General features: G+C 71.7%; 19 protein-coding genes. 11 read left to right on the top strand and 8 right to left on the bottom strand.

Annotated elements, in window-relative coordinates:
• Entirely contained in the window at positions 1 to 849 is an 849-nt protein-coding gene (locus FHP06_RS08850) for an SDR family NAD(P)-dependent oxidoreductase (protein ID WP_147685862.1), read from the bottom strand.
• A 52-nt stretch (positions 850 to 901) separates the two neighbouring features.
• On the opposite strand from FHP06_RS08850, the gene mca reads away from it, so the two are divergent.
• The 3 genes from mca to FHP06_RS08835 are packed head-to-tail and all read left to right on the top strand — an operon-like array spanning position 902 to position 2,912.
• Positions 902 to 1,774: a mycothiol conjugate amidase Mca gene (mca, locus tag FHP06_RS08845; RefSeq protein ID WP_147685860.1), complete on the top strand. Its 873-nt coding sequence runs from the start codon at positions 902 to 904 to the stop codon at positions 1,772 to 1,774.
• Between the two features lie 4 nt (positions 1,775 to 1,778).
• Positions 1,779 to 2,708 (top strand): cation diffusion facilitator family transporter, encoded by a 930-nt coding sequence (locus FHP06_RS08840; protein ID WP_147685858.1) that lies wholly within the window; start codon positions 1,779 to 1,781, stop codon positions 2,706 to 2,708.
• 9 nt (positions 2,709 to 2,717) lie between these two features.
• Positions 2,718 to 2,912 (top strand): hypothetical protein, encoded by a 195-nt coding sequence (locus FHP06_RS08835; protein WP_147685856.1) that lies wholly within the window; start codon positions 2,718 to 2,720, stop codon positions 2,910 to 2,912.
• Between the two features lie 3 nt (positions 2,913 to 2,915).
• Here FHP06_RS08835 and FHP06_RS08830 read toward each other — a convergent pair whose 3' ends face one another.
• Complete coding sequence (locus FHP06_RS08830) at positions 2,916 to 3,440, bottom strand: GNAT family N-acetyltransferase (RefSeq protein ID WP_147685854.1); 525 nt, start codon at positions 3,438 to 3,440, stop codon at positions 2,916 to 2,918.
• A 23-nt stretch (positions 3,441 to 3,463) separates the two neighbouring features.
• Here FHP06_RS08830 and FHP06_RS08825 point away from each other — a divergent pair, with 23 nt between their 5' ends.
• Positions 3,464 to 5,443: a thioredoxin domain-containing protein gene (locus FHP06_RS08825; protein ID WP_147685852.1), complete on the top strand. Its 1,980-nt coding sequence runs from the start codon at positions 3,464 to 3,466 to the stop codon at positions 5,441 to 5,443.
• Here the strand turns inward: FHP06_RS08825 and FHP06_RS08820 are convergent.
• Positions 5,440 to 8,652: an adenylate/guanylate cyclase domain-containing protein gene (locus FHP06_RS08820; RefSeq protein WP_147685850.1), complete on the bottom strand. Its 3,213-nt coding sequence runs from the start codon at positions 8,650 to 8,652 to the stop codon at positions 5,440 to 5,442. The two genes, FHP06_RS08825 and FHP06_RS08820, sit on opposite strands and share 4 nt — an antisense overlap.
• A 43-nt stretch (positions 8,653 to 8,695) precedes the next feature.
• Complete coding sequence (gene trhA, locus FHP06_RS08815) at positions 8,696 to 9,394, bottom strand: PAQR family membrane homeostasis protein TrhA (RefSeq protein ID WP_147685848.1); 699 nt, start codon at positions 9,392 to 9,394, stop codon at positions 8,696 to 8,698.
• 17 nt (positions 9,395 to 9,411) lie between these two features.
• Between trhA and FHP06_RS08810 the strand changes: the two genes are divergently transcribed.
• The 7 genes from FHP06_RS08810 to FHP06_RS08780 all read left to right on the top strand — a co-directional run bounded on the left by FHP06_RS08810 (position 9,412) and on the right by FHP06_RS08780 (position 17,297).
• Positions 9,412 to 10,173, top strand: coding sequence for an isoprenyl transferase (locus tag FHP06_RS08810; RefSeq protein WP_147685846.1), 762 nt, complete (start codon positions 9,412 to 9,414; stop codon positions 10,171 to 10,173).
• A 194-nt stretch (positions 10,174 to 10,367) separates the two neighbouring features.
• A complete protein-coding gene (locus FHP06_RS08805; protein WP_222706422.1) occupies positions 10,368 to 11,711 on the top strand; it encodes a PhoH family protein in 1,344 nt (447 codons plus the stop codon).
• A gap of 58 nt (positions 11,712 to 11,769) precedes the next feature.
• Positions 11,770 to 12,993: an extracellular solute-binding protein gene (locus tag FHP06_RS08800; RefSeq protein WP_187271855.1), complete on the top strand. Its 1,224-nt coding sequence runs from the start codon at positions 11,770 to 11,772 to the stop codon at positions 12,991 to 12,993.
• Positions 12,990 to 13,835 (top strand): carbohydrate ABC transporter permease, encoded by an 846-nt coding sequence (locus tag FHP06_RS08795; protein WP_147685843.1) that lies wholly within the window; start codon positions 12,990 to 12,992, stop codon positions 13,833 to 13,835. Before FHP06_RS08800 ends, FHP06_RS08795 begins: the two co-directional genes overlap by 4 nt.
• The gene (locus FHP06_RS08790; protein WP_147685841.1) at positions 13,832 to 14,812 is read left to right on the top strand and encodes an ABC transporter permease subunit; all 981 of its coding nucleotides are present in this window, start codon (positions 13,832 to 13,834) and stop codon (positions 14,810 to 14,812) included. Before FHP06_RS08795 ends, FHP06_RS08790 begins: the two co-directional genes overlap by 4 nt.
• Positions 14,809 to 15,978 carry an ABC transporter ATP-binding protein gene (locus tag FHP06_RS08785; protein WP_147685839.1) on the top strand — a complete coding sequence of 390 codons (1,170 nt, stop codon included), beginning with the start codon at positions 14,809 to 14,811 and terminating at the stop codon, positions 15,976 to 15,978. Before FHP06_RS08790 ends, FHP06_RS08785 begins: the two co-directional genes overlap by 4 nt.
• Positions 15,978 to 17,297: a DUF2079 domain-containing protein gene (locus tag FHP06_RS08780; RefSeq protein WP_147685837.1), complete on the top strand. Its 1,320-nt coding sequence runs from the start codon at positions 15,978 to 15,980 to the stop codon at positions 17,295 to 17,297. The genes FHP06_RS08785 and FHP06_RS08780 overlap by 1 nt, the downstream gene beginning before the upstream one ends.
• 113 nt (positions 17,298 to 17,410) lie before the next feature.
• Here FHP06_RS08780 and FHP06_RS08775 read toward each other — a convergent pair whose 3' ends face one another.
• The 4 genes from FHP06_RS08775 to FHP06_RS08760 all read right to left on the bottom strand — a co-directional run bounded on the left by FHP06_RS08775 (position 17,411) and on the right by FHP06_RS08760 (position 20,994).
• Positions 17,411 to 18,796, bottom strand: coding sequence for a class II fumarate hydratase (locus tag FHP06_RS08775; RefSeq protein ID WP_147685835.1), 1,386 nt, complete (start codon positions 18,794 to 18,796; stop codon positions 17,411 to 17,413).
• On the bottom strand, positions 18,793 to 19,392 hold the full coding sequence (locus FHP06_RS08770; protein ID WP_230973447.1) for a methyltransferase domain-containing protein: 600 nt from the start codon (positions 19,390 to 19,392) through the stop codon (positions 18,793 to 18,795). The genes FHP06_RS08775 and FHP06_RS08770 overlap by 4 nt, the downstream gene beginning before the upstream one ends.
• A 70-nt stretch (positions 19,393 to 19,462) precedes the next feature.
• On the bottom strand, positions 19,463 to 20,089 hold the full coding sequence (locus tag FHP06_RS08765; protein ID WP_147685831.1) for an FMN-binding negative transcriptional regulator: 627 nt from the start codon (positions 20,087 to 20,089) through the stop codon (positions 19,463 to 19,465).
• Complete coding sequence (locus FHP06_RS08760) at positions 20,089 to 20,994, bottom strand: alpha/beta fold hydrolase (protein WP_230973446.1); 906 nt, start codon at positions 20,992 to 20,994, stop codon at positions 20,089 to 20,091. Before FHP06_RS08760 ends, FHP06_RS08765 begins: the two co-directional genes overlap by 1 nt.

Here is a 20,994-nt window from a genome sequence, read left to right as displayed (position 1 = left end):
TCAGCTCTTGCGCATCTCCCGCAGCACGAGCTTGTCGAACGTCCGGTACGGCAGGGCCGACGAGACCGTCGCCATCATCTTCGCCTCGCGGCCGACGAGGTACTCCGCCTTGGGCCGCGACGAGAACAGGGCGTGGTGCGCGGCGTCGGCGACGACGGAGGCGGGGATGCCGGCGTCGTTGGCCCCGGCCGCGATGCCGCGCATCGACTCGATCGCCTCGCCGTAGAGCTCGACGGCGCGTGGCGGCATGCCGGCGACCACCTCGTCGACCTGGACGACGCCCTTGTCCCAGATCGGCGTGCTGACCGTCGCGGGCATGAGCACGGAGACGCTGAAGCCCCACGGCAGCAGCTCGCGGCGCAGCGACTCGGCCATGCCGTTGAGGGCGTGCTTCGAGGCCGCGTACGGACCAATGTACGGCGCCGCCACGCGGCCGCCGATCGAGCTGGTGAAGACGATGCGCGGGTCGTCGGGCCCGCGCTCGCGGAGCAGGGGCAGGAACGCCTGCGTGACGGCGAGCTGGCCGACGACGTTCACCTCGAGCTGGCGGCGCATCTCGTCGAGGTCGAGGAACTCGAGCGGACCGCCGACGGCGACGCCGGCGTTGTTGACGACACCGCGCAGACGGGCGTCGCCGAGGGCCTCGGTGACGGTGGTCGCGGCGGCGCGGGCCTCGTCCACCGACGTGACGTCGAGGCGGACAGCGGTGACGAGCGGGTGCTCGTCGACGGTGGACAGGTCGCGGACGGCCGCGAACACGCGGACGCCGTCGGTGCGGAGGCGCTCGACGATGGCCCGGCCGATCCCGGTGGAGGCTCCCGTGACGAGCACGGCTTCACGAGTGGACATGGCTCATGATGGCGCAGGAATCTCCGTCGTGGGCAGGTGGTTGTATGGGGACGTGGCTGAACAACTTCGTCTGATGCACGTGCACGCCCATCCCGACGACGAGTCCAGCAAGGGGGCGGCGTCCACCGCCAAGTACGTCGCCGAGGGGGTCGACGTCCACGTCGCCACCTGCACCGGCGGCGAGCGCGGCAGCGTCCTGAACCCGAGCTTCGACCACCCCGGGATCATCGACAATCCCGAGCTGATCACCGAGATCCGCCGCGAGGAGATGGACCGGGCGCGCGAGATCCTCGGCATCCGTCAGGACTGGCTCGGCTGGATCGACTCCGGCTGGCCCGAGGGCGACCCCAAGCCGCCGCTGCCGGAGGGCTGCTTCGCGCTGGTGCCGCTCGAGGAGGCCGCCGAGCCGCTCGTGAAGCTGATCCGCTCGTTCAAGCCGCACGTCCTCACCACGTACGACGAGAACGGCGGCTACCCGCACCCCGACCACATCAAGTGCCACGAGATCAGCATCTACGCGTTCGAGGCGGCCGCCGACCCGGAGCTGTACCCGGACGCCGGCGAGCCCTGGCAGGTCTCCAAGCTCTACTACCAGCTCGGCTGGAGCTGGCAGCGCGTCGAGGCCATCTCCGCGGCGCTGGAGAAGCACGGGCTCGAGAACCCGTACGCCGAGCGGTTCAAGGACTGGGAGCGCAAGCCGGAGGACGAGGCGCGGCTCACCACCCGCATCGAGTGCGCCGACTACTTCCACATCCGCGACGAGGCGCTCATCGCCCACGCCACCCAGATCGACCCCAACGGCTGGTTCTTCGCCATCCCGCGCGAGATCCAGGCCGAGGCGTGGCCCACCGAGGACTTCCAGCTCGTGAAGAGCCACGTCGAGACGTCGGTCCCCGAGGACGACCTCTTCGCCGGCCTGCGCTGATGTCGTGAACCTGACCGTCGTCATCGCCTTCGCCGCCAACGCGTTGGTGGCGGTGGCGAAGTCGGTCGCAGCAGCCGTCACCGGGTCGGCGTCGATGCTGGCCGAGGCTGCGCACTCCTGGGCCGACACGGTCAACCAGGTGCTGCTGCTGGTCGCCGACAAGCGGTCCAAGCGGCGCCCGGACGCGAGCCACCCGCTCGGGTACGGCCGCGAGGCGTACGTGTGGTCGATGTTCGCCGCGCTCGGCCTGTTCACCGCCGGCGCGGCGGTCTCCATCACCCACGGCGTGCAGGAGCTGCTGTCGCCGCCGGAGGAGGAAGGGTCCGGGTTCGTGGCGGCGTACGTCGTGCTCGCCATCGCGTTCGTCCTCGAGGGGGCGTCGTTCCTCCAGGCGTTCCGGCAGACGAGCCGGGAGGCCGAGACCGTCCAGCGCGACGTCCTCGAGCACGCGCTCCACACGTCGGACCCCACCCTGCGCGCCGTCTTCGCCGAGGACTCCGCCGCCCTCCTCGGCATCGTCATCGCCTTCGTCGGGATCCTGCTGCACCAGGTCACCGGGTCCCCGACGCCCGACGCGATCGGCTCGATCCTGGTCGGGGTGCTGCTGGGCGTGATCGCCGTCGTGCTGATCGACCGCAACCGGCGGTTCCTCGTCGGGATGGAGGCGTCCCCTCGGGTGATCGAGGCGGCCCGCGAGCGGCTCGGCGGCATGTCGGCCGTCGCCGACGTCGGCTACCTGCACATCGAGTTCGTCGGGCCGCGTCAGGTGTACGTCGTGGCCAGCGTCGACCTCGTCGGAGACGAGACCGAGGGTCGCGTCGCCGATCGGCTGCGCGCCCTGGAGCACGAGCTGGAGCAGGACGACTCGGTCGTCGAGGCGGTGCTCACCGTCTCCCGACCGGGCGAGCCTCCCGACCGCGAGCTGCTGACCTAGGCTGGACCCATGGACGTGATCACCGCCTTCGTCACCGCCGACGTGCCGCTGACGCCCGACAACGTCAAGCCCGGCTGGCTGGCGCTCGGCATCGTGGCGCTGCTGTGCCTGGCCACGTTCTTCCTGGCGCGCTCGTTCATGAAGCACGCCCGGCGCGCGTCCGAGCCGTGGCCCGGCGAGGACGGCGACGACCGCACCCCCTGAGCGTCAGAGCGGCCGGTGCATGACGTGCAGGCCGACCGGTCCGTGCTCCGGGTGGATGAACGCGCCCGGCACGGTGCCGATGATCTCGAAGCCGAGCCGCAGGTAGAGCTGCACCGCGGGATTCGTCTCGGTGACGGCGTTGAACTGCATCGCCGTGAAGCCGGCCTCCTTCGCCTGCTCCAGGGTGGCCTCGACGAGCGCGGTGCCCACGCCGCCGCCGCGGGTGTCGCGCGCGACGATGAAGTTGGCGTTGCTCACGTGCGACCCGGGGCCGGCCTGGTTGGGGCCGAACGTCGCTGCGCCGAGCACATGCTGCTGACCAGCCGCCCGCGGCCCGGCACCCCCGCCGGCCTCCTCGACGGCGACGAGCGTCCGCCACGGCTCGGGCTGCAGCCACTTCCCCTTCGCCTGCTCCTCGGTCATCGCCGGGTCGTACGTGTAGGCCGTGCCCTCGGCGAGCACCTCCTGCACGATCGGCCAGATGCCGTCCCAGTCCTCGTCCCGTGCCGCTCGGATCTGCGTCCCCATGTCCTCACCGTACGGTGGGACACATGCCGAACCGGCTTGCGAGCTCCACCAGTCCGTACCTCCTCCAGCACGCCGACAACCCCGTCGACTGGTGGGAGTGGAGCGACGAGGCGCTCGCCGTCGCGAAGGAGCTGGACCGGCCGATCCTGCTGAGCGTCGGCTATGCGGCGTGCCACTGGTGCCACGTGATGGCGCACGAGTCGTTCGAGGACCCCGCCACCGCCGCGTTCATGAACGACCACTTCGTCAACATCAAGGTCGACCGCGAGGAGCGACCGGACATCGACGCGGTCTACATGCAGGCCACGCAGGCGATGACCGGGCAGGGCGGCTGGCCGATGACCTGCGTCCTCAGCCCGGACGGCGAGCCGTTCTTCGCCGGCACCTACTTCCCGCCGGAGCCGCGGCAGGGCATGCCCGCGTTCACGCAGGTCCTGCAGGCGCTCGCCGACGCGTGGAAGAACCGGCGCGACGAGGTGACCGCGGTGAGTGCGGACGTCGTCGCGCACCTGCGGCAGAGCATGGATGCCACCGGCGACCTGATCGGCGCCTCCGACCTGGACGCCGCGGTCCAGAAGCTGTCCACCCAGCACGACGACGAGGCGGGCGGGTTCGGCGCCAGCCCCAAGTTCCCGCCGTCGATGGTCCTGGAGCTCCTGCTCCGTCACCACGCCCGCACCGGCGACGAACGGTCGCTCGAGATGGTCACTCGCACCACCGACGCGATGGCGCGCGGCGGCATCTACGACCAGCTCGGCGGCGGGTTCGCCCGCTACGGCGTCGACCGGTTCTGGCGGGTGCCGCACTTCGAGAAGATGCTCTACGACAACGCCCAGCTGCTGCGGGTCTACCTGCACCGCTGGCGCGTCGACGGCTCGCCGCTCGCGGAGCGGATAGCCCGGGAGACCGGTCGCTTCCTGCTCGCCGAGCTCCGCACACCGGAGGGCGGCTTCGCGTCCGCCCTCGACGCCGACAGCGACGGGCACGAGGGCACGTACTACGTCTGGAACCCGAACCAGCTGATGCGGACGCTCGGCGCCGCCGACGGCGCGTGGGCGGCGCAGCTGCTTGGCGTCACCGGTGCCGGGACCTTCGAGCGTGGGTTCTCGACACTGCAGCTGCTCGAGGATCCGGACGACGCTGACCGCTGGTCCGACGTGCGCACGAAGCTCCTCACTGCGCGGGCCGAGCGCACACGGCCGGCCCGGGACGACAAGGTGGTCGCCGCCTGGAACGGGCTGGCCATCACCGCGCTGGCCGAGGCCGCCGTCCTGCTCGACGAGCCGTCGTTCGGCGAGGCGGCGGTCGAGGCCGCGACGCTGCTGGCCGACGTCCACGGCGTCGACTTCGGCACGTTCCTGCGCACGTCGCGTGATGGCGTGGCCGGGCGCAGCGCGGCGGTGCTCGAGGACCACGGCTGCGTCGCCGAGGCGTTCGTCGCCGTGCTCGGGCTGACCGGCGACCCGGCCTGGCTCGACCGGGCCCGAGTCCTCGTGGACCGCATCCTCGACCACTTCACCGACCCGGCCGGCGGGTTCTTCGACACCGCCGACGACGCCGAGACGCTCGTGGTGCGACCCAAGGACGTGTCGGACAACGCCTACCCGTCCGGCACGTCGTCGGCCATCGCCGCGCTGGTGGCGTTCGCCGCCGTCACCGGCGAGCACCGGTACCGCGAGGCCGCCGAGCGCGGCCTGGCCAGCGCGGCGGCCGTGGGCCGGCAGGTGCCGCGGTTCGCCGGCGCGAGCCTGTCCGCGGCCGAGGCGATGCTGGCGGGACCGGCCGAGATCGCGGTCGTCGGACCGGCCGACGACCGCGCCGACCTGCACCGCGCCGCGCTCCGCCTGACGTCACCCGGAGCCGTGGTCGTGGCCGCCGACGTCGGCTCGCCGATCCCGCTGTTCGAGGACCGCGGCCTGGTCGACGGTCGGCCGGCCGCGTACGTCTGCCGCGACTTCGTCTGCCAGATGCCGGTGACGGACCCGGCCGCTCTCCAGGCCTAGGCGGTCGCCGGCAGCCGGCGGCGCAGCTCGGCGATGCGCTCGGCGTAGACGACGTTGCCGGTTCGGACGGCGAAGTCGCCGGCCGCCTGCAGGTGCTCCGACGCCTCCTCGATGTCGCCCGGCTCGCCGCGGTCCATCAACAGCTCGGCGAGCAGCTCCCGGGTCCAGAGCTCGTTGATCCCGATCCCCAGCTCGACGGCGAGCTCGACGCTCTGGCGAACCATGTCGATCCCCTCGTCGACGCGACCCGACCCGGCGAGGGACGCGCCGATCCCGTACCGGATCAGCGGCTCGGACTCCCGGCCCGCACCCTGCGCGCGGATCTGCTCGAGGGCCTGGGCGAACCCCGCCAGCGCCTCCTCGTACGAGCCCTCCCGCAGGGCGGCGTAGGAGGTCCAGAAGCGGGCCCATGCCCGGGAGAACACGTCGCCGAGCCGATCGGCGATCTCGGCGCTGGCCCGCGCGTGCTCGACGAGGTCGGCGACGGGGAGGTCGGGGTCGAAGGTGTAGAACGTGGCGGCGAACATGTGCGCCCAGCCGAGCACCTCTCCGCCCACCGCGGTCGCCAGCTCGATGCCGCGAGCCGCGCAGGCGTGCGCCTCCTCCGTGCGACCCATGGCCAGGAGCGAAGGACCCCGGGCGAACTCGGCCCACGAGCGCGGGTCGATGGCCGAGTCCGCGAACGGGATCTCGACGCCGTCGGCGGTGAGCTCGGCCAGCTCCTCGCACAGCCGGACGACGGTCCCGGCGTTGCCCTCGAGCCACTGGCAGTAGATCGGGATCACCCGGGCCAAGGCCCTCAGGCCGGGGTCGCCGATGACGTCGGCACGACGCTGACCCTCCGACGCGATCCAGGCCGCTTCGGCCAGCCGGCCCTCGCAGGAGAGCGGGCACGAGGCGAAGGTGATGTGCAGGAGCGCGAGCATCGTGTCGTCACCGATGCTCTCCGCGATCGTGACCGCGTCGTCGAACGCCTTCCGGATCACCTTCGTGTCCGCCCCGACTCGCCATCCCATCGCGGTGACGTACAGCCGGGCGGTGAGTCGGACGGTGTCTGACTCGGCGCCTTTCGGCAGATCTCGTTCGAGATCGATGACCTGCAGCGCGTGCCGGATCGAGGCCATCGGGTCGCGCACCCCGGACCAGAAGACGGCCCGCAGGTGCCACTGGGCCGCCTGCATCGCGTCACCGGCGAGCGCGTAGTGCTGCGCGATCAGGCCGGCGTTCTCGTCCACCCGGTCGGGGTCGGTGGTCTGGAGGCCGACGGCCACGGCGAGGTGGGCTCGCGCCCGGGAAGCGGTCAGCAGCGACCCGTACGCGACCTCCTGCGTGAGCCGGTGCCGGAAGCCGTAGACGTGCTCGGGGTAGAGCGACGTCTCGTGGATGAACTCGTTCGTGACCAGGGTGCGCAGGGCGTCGTCGAGCCGGTCCTCGCTCAGGGAGATCACCTGGCCCAACAGTGCGCGGCTCGCCTCCGACCCGATCGTGGCCGCGGCCTGGAGCGTCGTCTTCGCGCCGGCCGGCAGCCGGTCGATGCGAGCGGCCAGGATCGACTGGACGGTGGGTGGGACCGGCAGGTGGTCGATCTCGCGCGCCATCCGGTAGGCGCCCCGCTCGCCGTGCAGGGTTCCGCTCTCGGCGAGCTCGCGCACGACCTCCTCGGCGTAGAACGGATTGCCCTCCGTCCGCTCGGCGACCAGCTCGGTGAGCCCGTCGAGCGAGGGGTCGTCACCCAGCAGGTCGCGGACCAGGGCCGCGAGCGACGCGTCGCTGAGCGGCGACAGCGGCAGCTGGCGGTAGTGCGTCCCGCCCATCCAGGCGGCGCGGTACTCGGGGCGGAAGTTGGCCACGATCAGGCCGCCACTCATCGAGACGGCCTCGACGAGGGTGTCGAGGAACAGCGCGCTGGCCTCGTCGATCCACTGCAGGTCCTCGAGGACGATGACGCTCGGGTCACCCGCCTGGACCTGCACGAGCCGGCGGACGAGCTCGCGGAGCCGGCGGTTGCGGGCGTCGCCGTTCATCGTCACCGGCGAGGCGTCCGGGTCGGGCACGCCGAGGAAGTCGAGGACCAGGGCGAGGTCCTCCGAGCCGGGGCCCAGGTCGGCCAGCTCGCTGCGGACCTTCGCCTGTGCGGCCGCGTCGGAGTCGACGCCGCTGATGCCGAACCGCGACCGCAGCAGCTGGAGCACGGGCACCAGTGGGACGTCGCGCGTGTGAGCCTCGCACTGCGCTTGATAGACGGCGATCCCGCGCTCGCGGCACCGCTCGACCAGCTCGTGGCACAACCGGCTCTTGCCCACGCCCGCGGCGGCCACCACGCCGACGACCTCGCCCGCCCCGCCGAGGGCACGGGCGTACGCTGCCTCAAGCTCGGCCAGCTCGTCCGCCCGGCCGACGAACCGCGTCAGTCCTCTGTTCCGCGAGACGTCGAGATGACCGTGCGCGCTGCCGACGCCCTCCAGGCGGAAGACGCGGATCGGCTCGCTCGCACCCTTCACGGTGCGCTCACCGCAGTCCGTGAGGTCGAAGAAGCCCTCGGCCAGGGCGGCCGTCGTGGCGGTCAGGTAGGCGGTGCCGACCTCGGCCTGTGCCTCCATCCGCTGCGCGAGCCCGACGGTGTGACCGATGGCCGTGTACTCCATCCGGCCCTCGCCGATCGTCCCGACGACGACCTCGCCGGAGTTGAGGCCGATGCGCACGGCGAGCTCGATGCCCTCGTCACTGAGCTCCGCGGCGAGGGCGTCGACCCGGCGGATCATGTCGAGGGCGGCCCGGCAGGCGCACAGGGCGTGGTCCTCGCGGGCCACCGGCGCTCCGAACAACGCCATGATGCCGTCGCCGGTGAACTTGTCCACGGTGCCGTCGGCCCGCTCGACCGCCTCGGCGAGCACGTCGAAGAACCGCTGCATCACCTCGCGCCAGGACTCCGCGTCGAGCCGCTCGGCCAGGTCCATCGACCCGCGCACGTCGGCGAACAGCACGGTGATCTGCTTGCGCTCACCCTCCGGCTCGGGCGACTCCGGAGCTGCGTTGGCGACGGGTGTGCCGCACTGCAGGCAGAACCGGGCGTCGGACGGGAGGACGGTGCCGCAGCTCGGGCATGACGTCGTCTGCTCCAGGGACTCGCCGCAGTGCCCGCAGAACCGGGATCCGTCCGGGTTCTCGCGGCCGCAGCTCGTGCACGAAATGCCCGGATTCCCGGTCATGGATCGATGCTAGGGCAGCGCGGCGCCCCCGCGGAGGCTCTTGTCAGCGTTGGTAGGCGAGGAAGCTCACGCCGATGTAGTGCACGACGAAGGCCGCGATCGTCAGCGTGTGGAACACCTCGTGGAAGCCGTACCAGCTCGGCCACGGGTCCGGCTTCTTGAAGCCGTAGACCAGGGCGCCGAGCGTGTAGAGGCCGCCGCCGGTGACCATCAGCACCAGCACCGCGGTGGGGGACTCGTCGACGAACTCCGGGAAGTACAGCACCGCCGCCCAGCCGAGCAGGATGTACAGCGGGACGTAGAGCCATCGGGGGGCACCGACCCAGAAGATGCGGAACAGCACGCCGAGGACGGCGCCGCCCCACACCAGCGACAGCATGATCACCGCGTGCTTCGTGGACAACAGGATGAGCGAGAACGGCGTGTAGGACCCGGCGATGAGGATGAAGATGTTGGCGTGGTCGATCCGCTTCCAGATCATCCGAGCCTGATCTGACCAGGTGCGCGTGTGGTACAGCGCGCTGACGCCGAACAGCAGCAGCGCGCTCACCATGAAGACAGCGACGGCGAACCGCACCCACACGTCGTCGGCGATGACGAGCATGGCCAGGAACGAGAAGAACGCCAGGGGAGCGGTGGCGGCGTGCAGCCAGCCGCGCAGCCGCGGCTTGATCTCCCGAGCCGTCTCCCGGATGGCTTCGGAGGCCTCCTCCGTCAGCGTCTCCGGCGCGGCCTTCGTCATGTGATGAGATTAGCCGTATGGGCGTCAGCGACCTTCTCTACGGTGCGTACGAGCGCCGACTGCTGCGCCAGCTCGATCAGAGCCGTCTGCCCCACCACGTCGGGGCCATCGTCGACGGCAACCGCCGGTGGGCCAAGGACGCTCGCACGGACCTGGAGAGCGGGTACCAGGCCGGCGCCGCGAAGGTCGACGAGTTCCTCGAGTGGTGCCACGACCTCGGCGTCGGCACGGTCACGTTCTGGGTCCTCTCCACCGACAACCTGCAGCGCCCACAGGAAGAGCTGGCGAGCATCCTCGACGCCGTCGAGGGCCTGGTCGACCGGCTCGCCGACGACGGCCGCTGGCACCTCACGCTGATGGGCAGCCTCGAGCTGCTGCCGCCGGAGTCGGCCGGGCGGCTCAAGGGCGCGGCCGACCGGACCGCCGGCGTCCAGGGCATGCGGGTCAACGTCTGCGTCGGCTACGGCGGCCGCCAGGAGCTCACCGACGCGATGCGCTCGCTGCTGCTCGAGAAGGCCGCCGAGGGCCGCGACCTCGAGGAGGTCGCCCGCACGCTCGAGGTCGACCACATCGCCGAGCACCTCTACACCAAGGGCCAGCCCGACCCCGACCTCGTGATCCGCACGTCCGGCGAGCAGCGGCTCTCCGGCTTCCTGCTCTGGCAGAGCGTGCACTCGGAGTTCTACTTCTCCGACGTGCTCTGGCCGGCCTTCCGCCGCGTCGACCTGCTGCGCGCCATGCGCTCCTACGCCTCCCGCGAACGTCGCTTCGGCGCCTGACGCTGACGAGAGGGTTCCGGCCCGCCGAGGAGAGGGTTCCGGAAGTCTCTCGTCAGCGTGTCCTGCGAGGTTTCGGACCAGCGCAGACGTACGTTGCGAGTGTGTTGATGCTCGCCCCTGAGCCCAGCCGCCCCGACCGCACCGACGACTAAGGGCCGGCGCAGGGCGCGCGCGGGCTCACCGAGGAGACAGCCGTGGCTGTGAAGAAGAGCGCGAGCCCCCGCCCGACGACCTCGACCAAGGCGCCCAAGCAGCGCACGTACGTGCTGGACACCAGCGTGCTGCTCGCGGACCCTGCGGCCGTCACCCGGTTCCACGAGCACGAGGTGGTCATTCCGGTCGTCGTGATCTCCGAGCTCGAGGGCAAGCGCCACCACCCGGAGCTCGGCTACTTCGCGCGGACCGCTCTGCGCTTCCTCGACGACCTGCGCGTGCAGCACGGCACGCTCGACGTCCCGCTGCCCATCGGGGACGAGGGCGGCACGATCCGGGTCGAGCTCAACCACACGAACCCCGAGTCGCTGCCCGCCGGGTTCCGGCTGGGCGACAACGACACCCGCATCCTGTCCGTCGCCCGCAACCTCGCCAACGAGGGCCACGACGTGACGCTGGTGTCCAAGGACCTGCCGATGCGCGTGAAGGCGTCGTCCGTCGGCCTGACGGCGGAGGAGTACCGCGCCGAGCTGGCGCTGGAGTCCGGGTGGACCGGCATGCACGAGATCGAGGTCGAGAGCGCCGACCTGGACGCGCTGTACGAGCTGGGCGAGATCGACCTCCCGGAGGCCCGTGAGCTGCCGTGCCACACCGGTCTGGTGCTGGTGTCGAGCAAGGGCAGCGGGCTCGGCCGCGTCACCGCCGACAAGCACGTCCAGCTGGTGCGCGGCGACCGCGACGCGTTCGGCATCCACGGCCGCTCGGCGGAGCAGCGGGTCGCGCTCGACCTCCTGCTGGACCCCGACGTCGGCATCGTCTCCCTCGGCGGCCGCGCGGGCACCGGCAAGTCCGCGCTGGCCATCTGCGCCGGCCTCGAGGCGGTGATGGAGCGCGGTCAGCACAAGAAGGTCGTCGTGTTCCGCCCGCTGTACGCCGTCGGCGGCCAGGAGCTCGGCTACCTGCCCGGCAGCGAGTCCGAGAAGATGGGCCCCTGGGCGCAGGCCGTGTTCGACACCCTCGGCGCCGTCACCTCCACGCCGGTGATCGACGAGATCCTCGACCGCGGGATGCTCGAGGTCCTGCCGCTCACGCACATCCGCGGCCGCTCGCTGCACGACGCGTTCGTCATCGTCGACGAGGCGCAGTCGCTGGAGCGGAACGTCCTGCTGACCGTGCTCTCGCGCATCGGCGCCAACTCCAAGGTGGTGCTCACGCACGACGTCGCGCAGCGCGACAACCTGCGGGTCGGGCGTCACGACGGCGTCGTCGCGGTGGTCGAGAAGCTCAAGGGACACCCGCTGTTCGCGCACGTCACGCTGACGCGGTCGGAGCGTTCGCCGGTGGCGGCTCTGGTCACCGAGCTCCTGGAGGACGTCTCTCTCTGACCGCCGTATTCGTCACCCCTCGCTGTGGCAGAGTTGCGGCGTGAGCAGGAGGGGTGTCGTGCGCGTGTCACGGGTCCTCGCGCTGCTGACGCTGGGTGTGGGGGCGCTGACGGCCTGCGGGAGCGACGCCTCCGGAGGCCGCGAGACGCTGCACTGGCTGACCGTGCCTGACCGCACGCCGGCGTTCGCCCTCGCCGACGCCTGTGGCGAGTCGGCCGGCGCCACGATCGAGGTCGAGACCCTGCCCGCCGACATCGACGAGCAGCGGGTCGAGCTGGTGCGCCGGTTCGCCGCGCACGACGACAGCGTCGACGTCCTGAGCCTCAGCACGTCGCTGACCGCCGAGCTGGCCGCGGCCGGCTATCTCCGCACCGTCCCGGCGGACGTCGCGGGGTCGCTCGGCGTCGACGTCGTCCCGCAGGCGGTGGAGGCGGCCACCTACAAGGGCAAGCAGGTCGCGATGCCATGGTGGCTCGAGCCGCAGCTCATGTGGTTCCGCGGCACCGCCGCCGAGCGCGCCGGCATCGACACGACGCAGCCGGTGCTCTGGGACGACCTGTTGGCTGGTGCCGAGCGGGTCGGCACCACCATCCAGATCGACGACCCGGACGGCTCGGCGCTCGGCGACTGGGTGAACGTGCTGGTCAGGGCGGCGGGCGGCACGCTCGTCGACGGCACGGGCCGCTCGCCGAAGATCGGTCTCGACACCGACGCCGGGAAGACCGCCGCGGGCATCGTGCAGTACGTCGGCGAGGCGGGCCTGGGTGACGGGCCGTCGCTGGACGCCCCGGAGAAGTTCGCCCGCAGCGACGGCGGCTTCATGATCGCCGGCTCCGGCATCGTCACCGACCCCCGGCTCAGCACGGTCGTCGCCGACATGCAGGCCGTGGCCTACCCCGTCGTCGGGACGGAGAGCGTCGCCTCGCTGTCCGGCGTCGAGCTCGCCGTGCCCGCGGACGCCCCCGACCCCGGCGCCGCGTTCAAGGCCATCGAGTGCCTCACGTCGGCGGAGAGCCAGCTGACGATGATGCTGGGCTCGGGCCACGCCTCGGTCCGTCCGAGCACGCTCGCGACGCGCGAGGTCCAGGCCGCGTTCCCGAACGCCTCGGTCATCCAGTCCGCGATCACCACCGGCGTCACGGCCCCGCCGACGCCGTACTGGCAGCGGGTCCGCGCCGGCCTGCGCGACACCTGGCTGCCGGTCACCTCGGTCAGCCCCACCACCACGCCGAAGGACTCGCAGCGCGTGGTGCGCGACCTCGTCTCCGGAGGCCTGCGATGAAGGCCGTGACGCGCACGCTGCGCCGCCCGGAGATGCTGATGGCCCCGGCCGTCCTCCTGCTGCTGCTCGTCACCGCATGGCCGCTCGGCCGAGCGGTCTGGACGTCCCTGTCGACGTCCGCCCTGACCACGCCGGACGACACCTCGTTCGTGGGCGTCGACAACTACGTCGAGGTGCTCACCAGCCGCCGGTGGTGGGTCGCCGTCGCCCTCACGCTGCTGTTCGTCGCCGTCGTGGTGATCCTCCAGCTCCTGCTGGCGGCCGCGTTCGCGGCGACGTTGCGGCGCATCACCTTCGCCTCCGCCTACCTCCAGGTGCTCGTGCTGGTGCCGTTCGCGGTGCTGGCCGTCGTCACCGCGTTCGCCTGGCGCGACGGGCTGACCGAGGGCTTCGGGCCGTCGTGGTTCCGCTACGACGGCGAGGGTCAGGTGGTCGGCCTGCTGGCCGCCGGCGCCGCCGAGGTCTGGCGCGGCACCGGCATCACCACGATCATCCTGCTGGCCGGGCTCGCGCGGGTGCCGGTGTCGCTGCTGGAGTCGGCGGTCGCCGACGGCGCCACCGGCCGCCAGCGGGTGTTCCGCGTCGTCCTCCCGGCGGCCGCGCCGGCGATCGCCGTGGCCACGGTCTACCGCGCCCTCGACGCGTACCGGGCCTTCGAGGCACCGCTGCTCGCCGAGCCGTCGCTGCCGAAGCTCCGCACGGCGCCGCTGCTCCTGTGGGACACCACGTTCACCTCGTTCGAGCTCGGACTGGGTGCCGCGATGTCGGTCCTGGTCCTCGCGCTCGCCGCGCTGGTCGGCGTCGGGCTCATGCTGATGCTGCGGGTCAGGAGGGCACTGTGAGCTCCTCCGTGCGCGCCCGGCTCACCGCCGCCGGCATCGCGTTCGTCGTCGGGTTCGTCGTCGCGAACTACGGCATCCTGCGGGTGCCCGGTCGCGACCAGTGGCTCTGGCTCGCGATCGCCGTGGTGCTGATGCTCACCGGCGCGATCGGCGTGATCATCGCCGACACCCGGCGCCGGATCTCGATCTGGGCGGTGCTCGGCCTGGAGACGCTGGCGTTCTTCACGGTCATCCCGCTGCTGTGGATGTTCACGTTGGCCACGACGCCCGAAGGTCAGGTGGCGCGCTCGCTGCTGCCCACCGACGTCTCGTGGTCCGTGTTCGGCGACGTTTGGGACGCGGACGTGCTGCGCCGCGCCGTCATCACGTCGGTGCTCGTCGCGCTGGTCGCCACCGCGGTGTCGCTGCTGGTGGCCGCCCCGGCGGTGTACGCGATGGTCCGTCGGCGCGCTCGCGGCCGTCGCGTCCTGTACGTCTACGCGGTCGCCGTGCTCCTTGCCCCGCTCGTCGCGCTCGCCGGTCCGTTCGGCGACCAGCTCCGCGCGTTCGGCTGGTACGACCACCGGCTCGCCCTGGTGCTGCCCACGCTGATGCTGACCCTGCCGCTCGCGCTCTGGCTGGGCGTCACGCTGATGCGGGACGTGCCGTGGTCGCTCGACGACGCCCTGCGCGCCGACGGCGCCGGCCGCCGCCAGCGGCTGCGCTGGTTCGTCCTGCCGAACGTCGCGCCGGCCGTGCTCGCCGTGACGCTCCTGGTGCTCCTCGCCGCCTGCAACGACGCGCTCATCGGTGCCACGCTCACCGGCAGCGACCGCTCACGCACCTTGCCCGCCACCCTGCTCCTCGCGGCGGACCAGCTCGAGAACCCGACGGCCCAGCTCGCCGCCGCCGGGCTGCTGTGGCTCGTCCCGGCCCTCCTCGTGCTGCTCGCACTCCCGCGCCGGACCCTCCGACTCCTGGGAAGGACGTACCCATGACCGCGATCGAGGTCCGCAACCTCACCTTCGTCGGCCGGGGCGGCCGGACGCTCCTCGACGACGTCAGCCTCACGGTGCCCGACGGCAGCACGTTCGCCCTGTGCGGGCCGCCCGGGGCCGGCAAGACCGCGCTGCTCCGCGTCATCGTCGGCATCGACGACCAGACCGAGGGCGACGTGCTCTTCGACGACGTCCTGGTCAACGCCGTCGGCCCGCGCGAGCGCGACGTCGCGATGGTGTTCTCCGACTTCGCCCTGCACCCGCACCTCGACGTCTACGACAACCTGTCGTTCTCCTCCACGCTGCGGAAGGGCGTCGACCGCGACGCGCTGGACGACCGCGTCGAGGAGGTCGCCGAGTTCCTCGCGCTGACCGCGCTGCTCGACCTCAAGCCCGCGGACCTCGACGACGCCCAGCGCCAGCGCGTCGCGATCGGCCGCTCGCTGGTGCGTGAGGCCGCCGTGTACCTGTTCGACGAGCCGTTCTCGGCGCAGTCCGACCACTCCCGTGCGCTCGTCCGCTCGGTCACGACGCAGTGGCAGGGCGAGAAGACGCGCACGTCCGTCGTCACCACCACGGACGTCGAGGAGGCTCTTGCGCTCTCCGACCACCTGGCCGTCATGCACCGCGGCGTGGTGCACCAGGTCGGCTCGCCGCGTGAGCTGTACGACCGGCCGGCCGACCTGTTCGTCGCGGGGTTCCTCGGCAGGCCGGCGATGAACCTCGTCGCCGCTCGCCCCACCGGCTCGCGGCTGGTGCTGCCGTTCACGTCCATCCCGATGGACGTCGAGCTCGAGCGAGCGGTCGGCGACCGCGACCTCGTCATCGTCGGCATCCGGCCCGAGCAGTGCCTGGACGCCACCAGCGCGGAGGCTCGCGAGGTGTGCGACCGGGTCGAGCTCACGTCGCGCATCGACGAGGTGGAGTGGCGTGGGCGCTCGCAGCTCGTCTACTTCGGCTTCGAGCTCGATCCGGAGGTGGAGGGGCAGCTCGAGGCCATCGAGGACGCCCTCGACTTCGACCTGTTCCAGAGCTTCCTGGCGGCCGAGCTGTCGGCCGGCAGCCCGCTCCGGGCCGGGATGTCGGCGCGGATCGTCGTCCCGCGCGACGCGATCCACGTGTTCGACCCCGAGACCGGCGAGAACCTCACTCCACGCCGCTCCTGATGTCCGTGGACCGGCGCCAGGCCGTCGCCGCGTCCTGGGCCGTGCTGTGCGGCGCGGCGTACGCGCTCTTGACGCTGCGCCGGTTCGCCCGGTTCGAGCCCACGTCGTACGACAACGCGATCTTCGAGCAGGTCGTGCGCGCGTACGCGCACCTGCAGGCGCCGGTGGCCGACATCAAGGGCTTCACCATCCTCGGCGACCACTTCTCCCCGGTCACCGCACTGCTCGCCCCGTTCTATCGAGTGTTCCCGCACGCGCAGACGCTGCTCGTCGCGCAGGTCGTGCTCGTGGCGATCTCGATCCACGTCGTGTCCGCCCTGGCCCTGCGCGTGCTCGGCTGGTGGGCCGGCGCGCCGATCGCCCTCGCCTACGGCGTCTCGTTCGGCGTCCAGTCCGCGATCAAGGCCGACTTCCACGAGGTCGCGTTCGCCGCGCCGCTGCTGGCGCTGGCCGGCGCGGCCTACGTCGACCGGCGCTTCGACCGGGTGGTCCTCTGGTCGCTGCCGCTGCTGCTGGTCAAGGAGGACCTCGGGCTGACCGTCGCGGTGATCGGCGGCGTGCTCTGGCTGGCTGGGGAGCGCCGGCGGGCCGCGTGGCTGGCCGCCACCGGCCTGGTCGGCCTTCTCCTGGTGGTCGTCGTGATCGTGCCGGCGTTCAACCCGGGCGGCTCCTACGCCTACGCGTCGTCGGTCGGGGGTGACCGCGGCGTCCTCGAGACCGCCTTCGACGACCCCGGCCGCAAGCTGGAGACGCTGTTCATGACGTTCGCCGTCAGCGGGCTCGCGGCGCTGGTGTCGCCGTGGGCGCTGCTCGTGCTGCCGACGTTCGGCTGGCGGTTCCTCGGCGACAACCCGTACTACTGGGGCACCGACTTCCACTACTCCCTGATCCTGATGCCGATCGTCGCCGTCGCCGCGGTCGACGCCATGGCCCGCTGGCACCGGCTCCGCCCGCTCGGCGCGGTCGCCCTGGTGTTCACGGCGGTGACGTTCGCCGGCTCACCGCTCACGACGCTGGCCGACCGAGACACCTACGAGCTGCCGCCGCACGCCGTCGCGGCGCAGCGGATGATCGACCAGATCCCGGCCGGCAAGTCCGTCGAGACCGACATCTCGGTGATCACGCACCTGGTCAGCGACCACGACGTCACCTGGCTGGGCACGCCGGGCAACGCCCGGCCCGACTGGCTGCTGTTCGACGTCACGGCCGGCATCGGCTCGCCCGACGACGTCGCCGACTACGCCAGCCGCCGCTACGGCGTCCCGTACGAGGTGGTGGACACCGACGACGGCTTCGTGCTCGCCCGCCGAAACCGCTGACGAGAGAATTCCGGCATGCCGACGAGAGACTTCCGGCATGCCGACGAGAGACTTCCGGCGCGACGATGCGCCGAAACCCTCTCGTCAGGGGGCCGGAACCCTCTCGTCAGCGATCAGGGGTGGGTCATGGACATGACGTCCAGGGCGGCGTCGAGGTCCTCCTCGGAGATCTCGCCGCGCTCGACGTAGCCCTCGTCGATGACGACCTGGCGGATGGTCTTGCGCTCCTTGACCGACTTCTTGGCGACGGCCGCGGCGTTCTCGTAGCCGATGTGCCGGTTGAGCGGCGTGACCACCGACGGGCTGGACTCGGCCAGCTCGAGGCAGCGCTCGACGTTCGCGGTGATGCCGTCGATGCAGCGGTCGGCCAGCACGCGGGAGGAGTTGGCCAGCAGGCGCATGGACTCCAGGATGTTGCGACCGATGACCGGCAGCATCACGTTGAGCTCGAACGCGCCGGACGCCCCCGCGGTGGCGATGGTGGCGTCGTTGCCGATGACCTGCGCGGCGACCATGAGCGTGGCCTCCGGGAGCACCGGGTTCACCTTGCCGGGCATGATGCTCGAGCCGGGCTGCAGGTCGGGCAGGTTGATCTCGCCGAGGCCGGCGCGCGGGCCGGAGCCCATCCAGCGCAGGTCGTTGCAGATCTTCATGAGGCTGACGGCGATGGTGCGGAGCTGGCCGGACATCTCCACCAGCCCGTCACGGGCGCCCTGCGCCTCGAAGTGGTCGACCGCCTCGGTGACCGGGAGGCCGGTGCCCTCGGCGAGCAGCTCGATGACGCGCTGCGGGAAGCCGACCGGCGTGTTGATGCCGGTGCCGACGGCGGTGCCGCCGAGCGGGACCTCGGCCGTGCGGGGCAGCGACGCCTCGACACGCTCGATGCCGCGGCGGATCTGCGCGGCGTAGCCGCCGAACTCCTGGCCGAGCGTCACGGGCGTGGCGTCCATCAGGTGCGTGCGGCCGGACTTCACGACCTCGGCGAGCTCCTTGGACTTGGCCTCGAGCGACTGCGCCAGGTGGTCGAGCGCGGGGATCAGCTCGTTCATCGCCGACGCGGTGGCGGCGACGTGGATCGACGTCGGGAAGACGTCGTTGCTGGACTGGCTCGCGTTGACGTGGTCGTTCGGGTGGACGTCCTTGCCGAGCGCCTTCGTGGCGAGCGTGGCGATGACCTCGTTGGTGTTCATGTTGCTCGACGTGCCCGAGCCGGTCTGGAAGACGTCGATCGGGAAGTGCTCGTCGTGCGCGCCGCTGGCGACCTCGTCGGCGGCGGCGATGATCGCGTCGGCGACGTCCTGGTCGAGGATGCCGAGCTCGGCGTTCGCCTTGGCGCAGGCGGCCTTGATCTGCGCGAGCGCCCGGATCTGCGCCGACTCGATGGGCGTGCCGGAGATCGGGAAGTTCTCGACGGCGCGCTGCGTCTGGGCCCGCCAGAGGGCGTCGGCGGGCACCTTGACCTCGCCCATGGTGTCGTGCTCGATGCGGTATTCGGTCATGCCCTGACGATATCCCCGGGGCTCCGGCGGCCCGTCAGGACCCAGTAGGCCTCGTCCCGCCTCTGGAGCCGCACCGGCACAGCCTCGGCCTGCACGTCCTCGAGGTGCTCGGCGAGGGCGTCCCGGAGGGCGGGGGAGTCGGCCATCGACCAGACCGCGAGGGTTCCGCCGGGGCGCAGCACGCGGACGGCGTCGGCGACGCCGGTCGGCTCGTAGAGGCCGGCGTTGGCGTCGTGGACCAGGAAGTCGGGGCCGTTGTCGACGTCGAGCAGCACGGCGTCGAACGACGCGTCCGGCTGCTCGGCGAGCACGGTGCGGACGTCGCCGACGACGACCTCCGCCCGCGGGTCCTCGATGTCCGAGCTCTCGACGACGGCCGGGTGCAGCTCGGCCACCAGCACGCGGCGGACGTCCGTGTCCTCGAGCAGCCGCCGCGTGGTGAACCCGAGCCCGAGCCCGCCGACCAGCACGTCACGGGCGCCGCGCTCGAGCACCAGCTCGGCCAGCCGGCGCTCGGACGAGGTCTCGACGTCGTCCATGACGAAGACGCCGTTCACCCGCAGCTCCCGGGCGCCGTCGGCCCGCGTCCGAATCACCACCTCGCTTACGCGCTGGGAGTGACGTTTTGACCCCATTTTTGGCGATTTCACGGCGAAAACGTCACTCTCAGCGGGCACGGAGGCTGTCGCGGGCGCGCTCCATGTCGTCGGCGAGGTCGGGGTGCGAGTACGGCCCGGGGGCGCGGAGGCGGTCGATGACGTTCTGGACGCTGACCGGGTCCTTGTCCTGGCTCATCTTGATCTTCAGGACGAACCGGTCGATCGGGATGCGCAGGCCGACCGTGCCACGAGCGAGCTTGGCGCCCTCGACCTGGTCGAGGTACATCGGGTCGTCGACGTGCTGCTCGAAGTGCGCGACCAGGCGCGTGAGCACGGCGAGGTTCTCCTCGGCGTCGAGCACCTGCGGGGTGCCGTGCGCGTGGGCGGCGCTGAAGTTCCACGTGGGCGCCGGCGTGGTGCCGGGCTCGTACCAGCTGGGGGAGACGTAGCCGTGCCGGCCCTGGATGATCACCAGGACCTCCTTCGTGCCGTCGAACCCGTGGATCTTCTCGTCCGGGCGGCCGACGTGCGTGACCAGCGCCAGCTCCTCAGACTCCTCGTCCAGCAGCATCGGGTAGTGCGACGCGACGATCTCGCCGTCGTGCTGGCTGACGATGATCGCCCACGGGTTCTCGCGGACGAGGGCGCGGAAGACGTCGGGGTCGTCGGAGAAGTGCTTCGGGTTGTGCCGCATCAGCGATCCACCGCCCGCTCGGCCGTGGCGACGATGGCGTCGACGAAGGTGTCGTACAGCGCCGGCGGGAGGTCGTGGCCCATGCCGGGGATCTCCAGGTGCTTCGCCCCGCGGATGGCGCGCGCCGTGGCGCGGCCGCCGGAGCTGTTGACCAGCAGGTCCTTCGTGCCGTGGATGACGGTCACCGGGACCTTCACGTCCGCGAGTCGTTCCGTGCGGTCGGTCTGGGTCAGCACCGCGAGCGTCTGCCGGGCGACGCCGCTGGCCGACCAGCCGCGGTCGTACGTCTCGTGCGCCCGGGCGACGGAGGCGTCACGCTCCGGCGGGTAGGCCGGCGACCCGATCAGCTCGGCGGTGCGGACGGCGCGCTCGGTGTAGGTGTCGCGGTTGGGCCCGGCCGAGCTGAGGATCGCCCGGAACAGCTTCGGGTGCGCTCGACCCACCGTGCGGCGGCCCGTGGTGGACATGATCGAGGTGAACGACAGCACGCGGTCCGCGTGGTCGATGGCCAGGATCTGGCCGATCATCCCGCCCATCGAGACGCCGACGACGTGGGCGCGGTCGATCCCCAGGTGGTCGAGCAGGCCGACGGCGTCGTCCGCGAGGTCGTCGAGCGTGTACGGCGGCCGGGACCGGCCCGGGAGCAGGAACGCCCGCACGATGTCGGTGCGCGTGACCCGGTGCTGCGACAGCTTGGTGGAGCGTCCGGTGTCGCGGTTGTCGTAGCGGATCACCAGGAAGCCGCGGGCGGCGAGCTTCTCACACAGCTCGGTGGCCCACCAGCCCATGGGCCCGCCGAGGCCCATGACCAGCAGCATCGCCGGGTCGTTGGGGTCGCCGAACGTCTCGTAGCAGAGGTCGATGCCAGAGGGCAGCGACGCGTGCTGCTCGCCCGAGCTGCTCAC

This window comes from Aeromicrobium terrae (assembly GCF_008039565.1).
Lineage (GTDB): Bacteria > Actinomycetota > Actinomycetes > Propionibacteriales > Nocardioidaceae > Aeromicrobium > Aeromicrobium terrae.
This window is presented reverse-complemented; position numbering and strand designations above follow the sequence as displayed.

Coding starts and splice junctions, on each gene's coding strand:
- FHP06_RS08830 (WP_147685854.1), bottom strand. CDS start 3,440: ATGGGGACGCAGATCCGAGCGGCACGGGACGAGGACTGGGACGGCATC.
- FHP06_RS08775 (WP_147685835.1), bottom strand. CDS start 18,796: ATGACCGAATACCGCATCGAGCACGACACCATGGGCGAGGTCAAGGTG.
- trhA (WP_147685848.1), bottom strand. CDS start 9,394: ATGACGAAGGCCGCGCCGGAGACGCTGACGGAGGAGGCCTCCGAAGCC.
- FHP06_RS08785 (WP_147685839.1), top strand. CDS start 14,809: ATGACCGCGATCGAGGTCCGCAACCTCACCTTCGTCGGCCGGGGCGGC.
- FHP06_RS08820 (WP_147685850.1), bottom strand. CDS start 8,652: ATGACCGGGAATCCGGGCATTTCGTGCACGAGCTGCGGCCGCGAGAAC.
- FHP06_RS08835 (WP_147685856.1), top strand. CDS start 2,718: ATGGACGTGATCACCGCCTTCGTCACCGCCGACGTGCCGCTGACGCCC.
- FHP06_RS08810 (WP_147685846.1), top strand. CDS start 9,412: ATGGGCGTCAGCGACCTTCTCTACGGTGCGTACGAGCGCCGACTGCTG.
- FHP06_RS08780 (WP_147685837.1), top strand. CDS start 15,978: ATGTCCGTGGACCGGCGCCAGGCCGTCGCCGCGTCCTGGGCCGTGCTG.
- FHP06_RS08850 (WP_147685862.1), bottom strand. CDS start 849: ATGTCCACTCGTGAAGCCGTGCTCGTCACGGGAGCCTCCACCGGGATC.
- FHP06_RS08765 (WP_147685831.1), bottom strand. CDS start 20,089: ATGCGGCACAACCCGAAGCACTTCTCCGACGACCCCGACGTCTTCCGC.
- FHP06_RS08825 (WP_147685852.1), top strand. CDS start 3,464: ATGCCGAACCGGCTTGCGAGCTCCACCAGTCCGTACCTCCTCCAGCAC.
- FHP06_RS08795 (WP_147685843.1), top strand. CDS start 12,990: ATGAAGGCCGTGACGCGCACGCTGCGCCGCCCGGAGATGCTGATGGCC.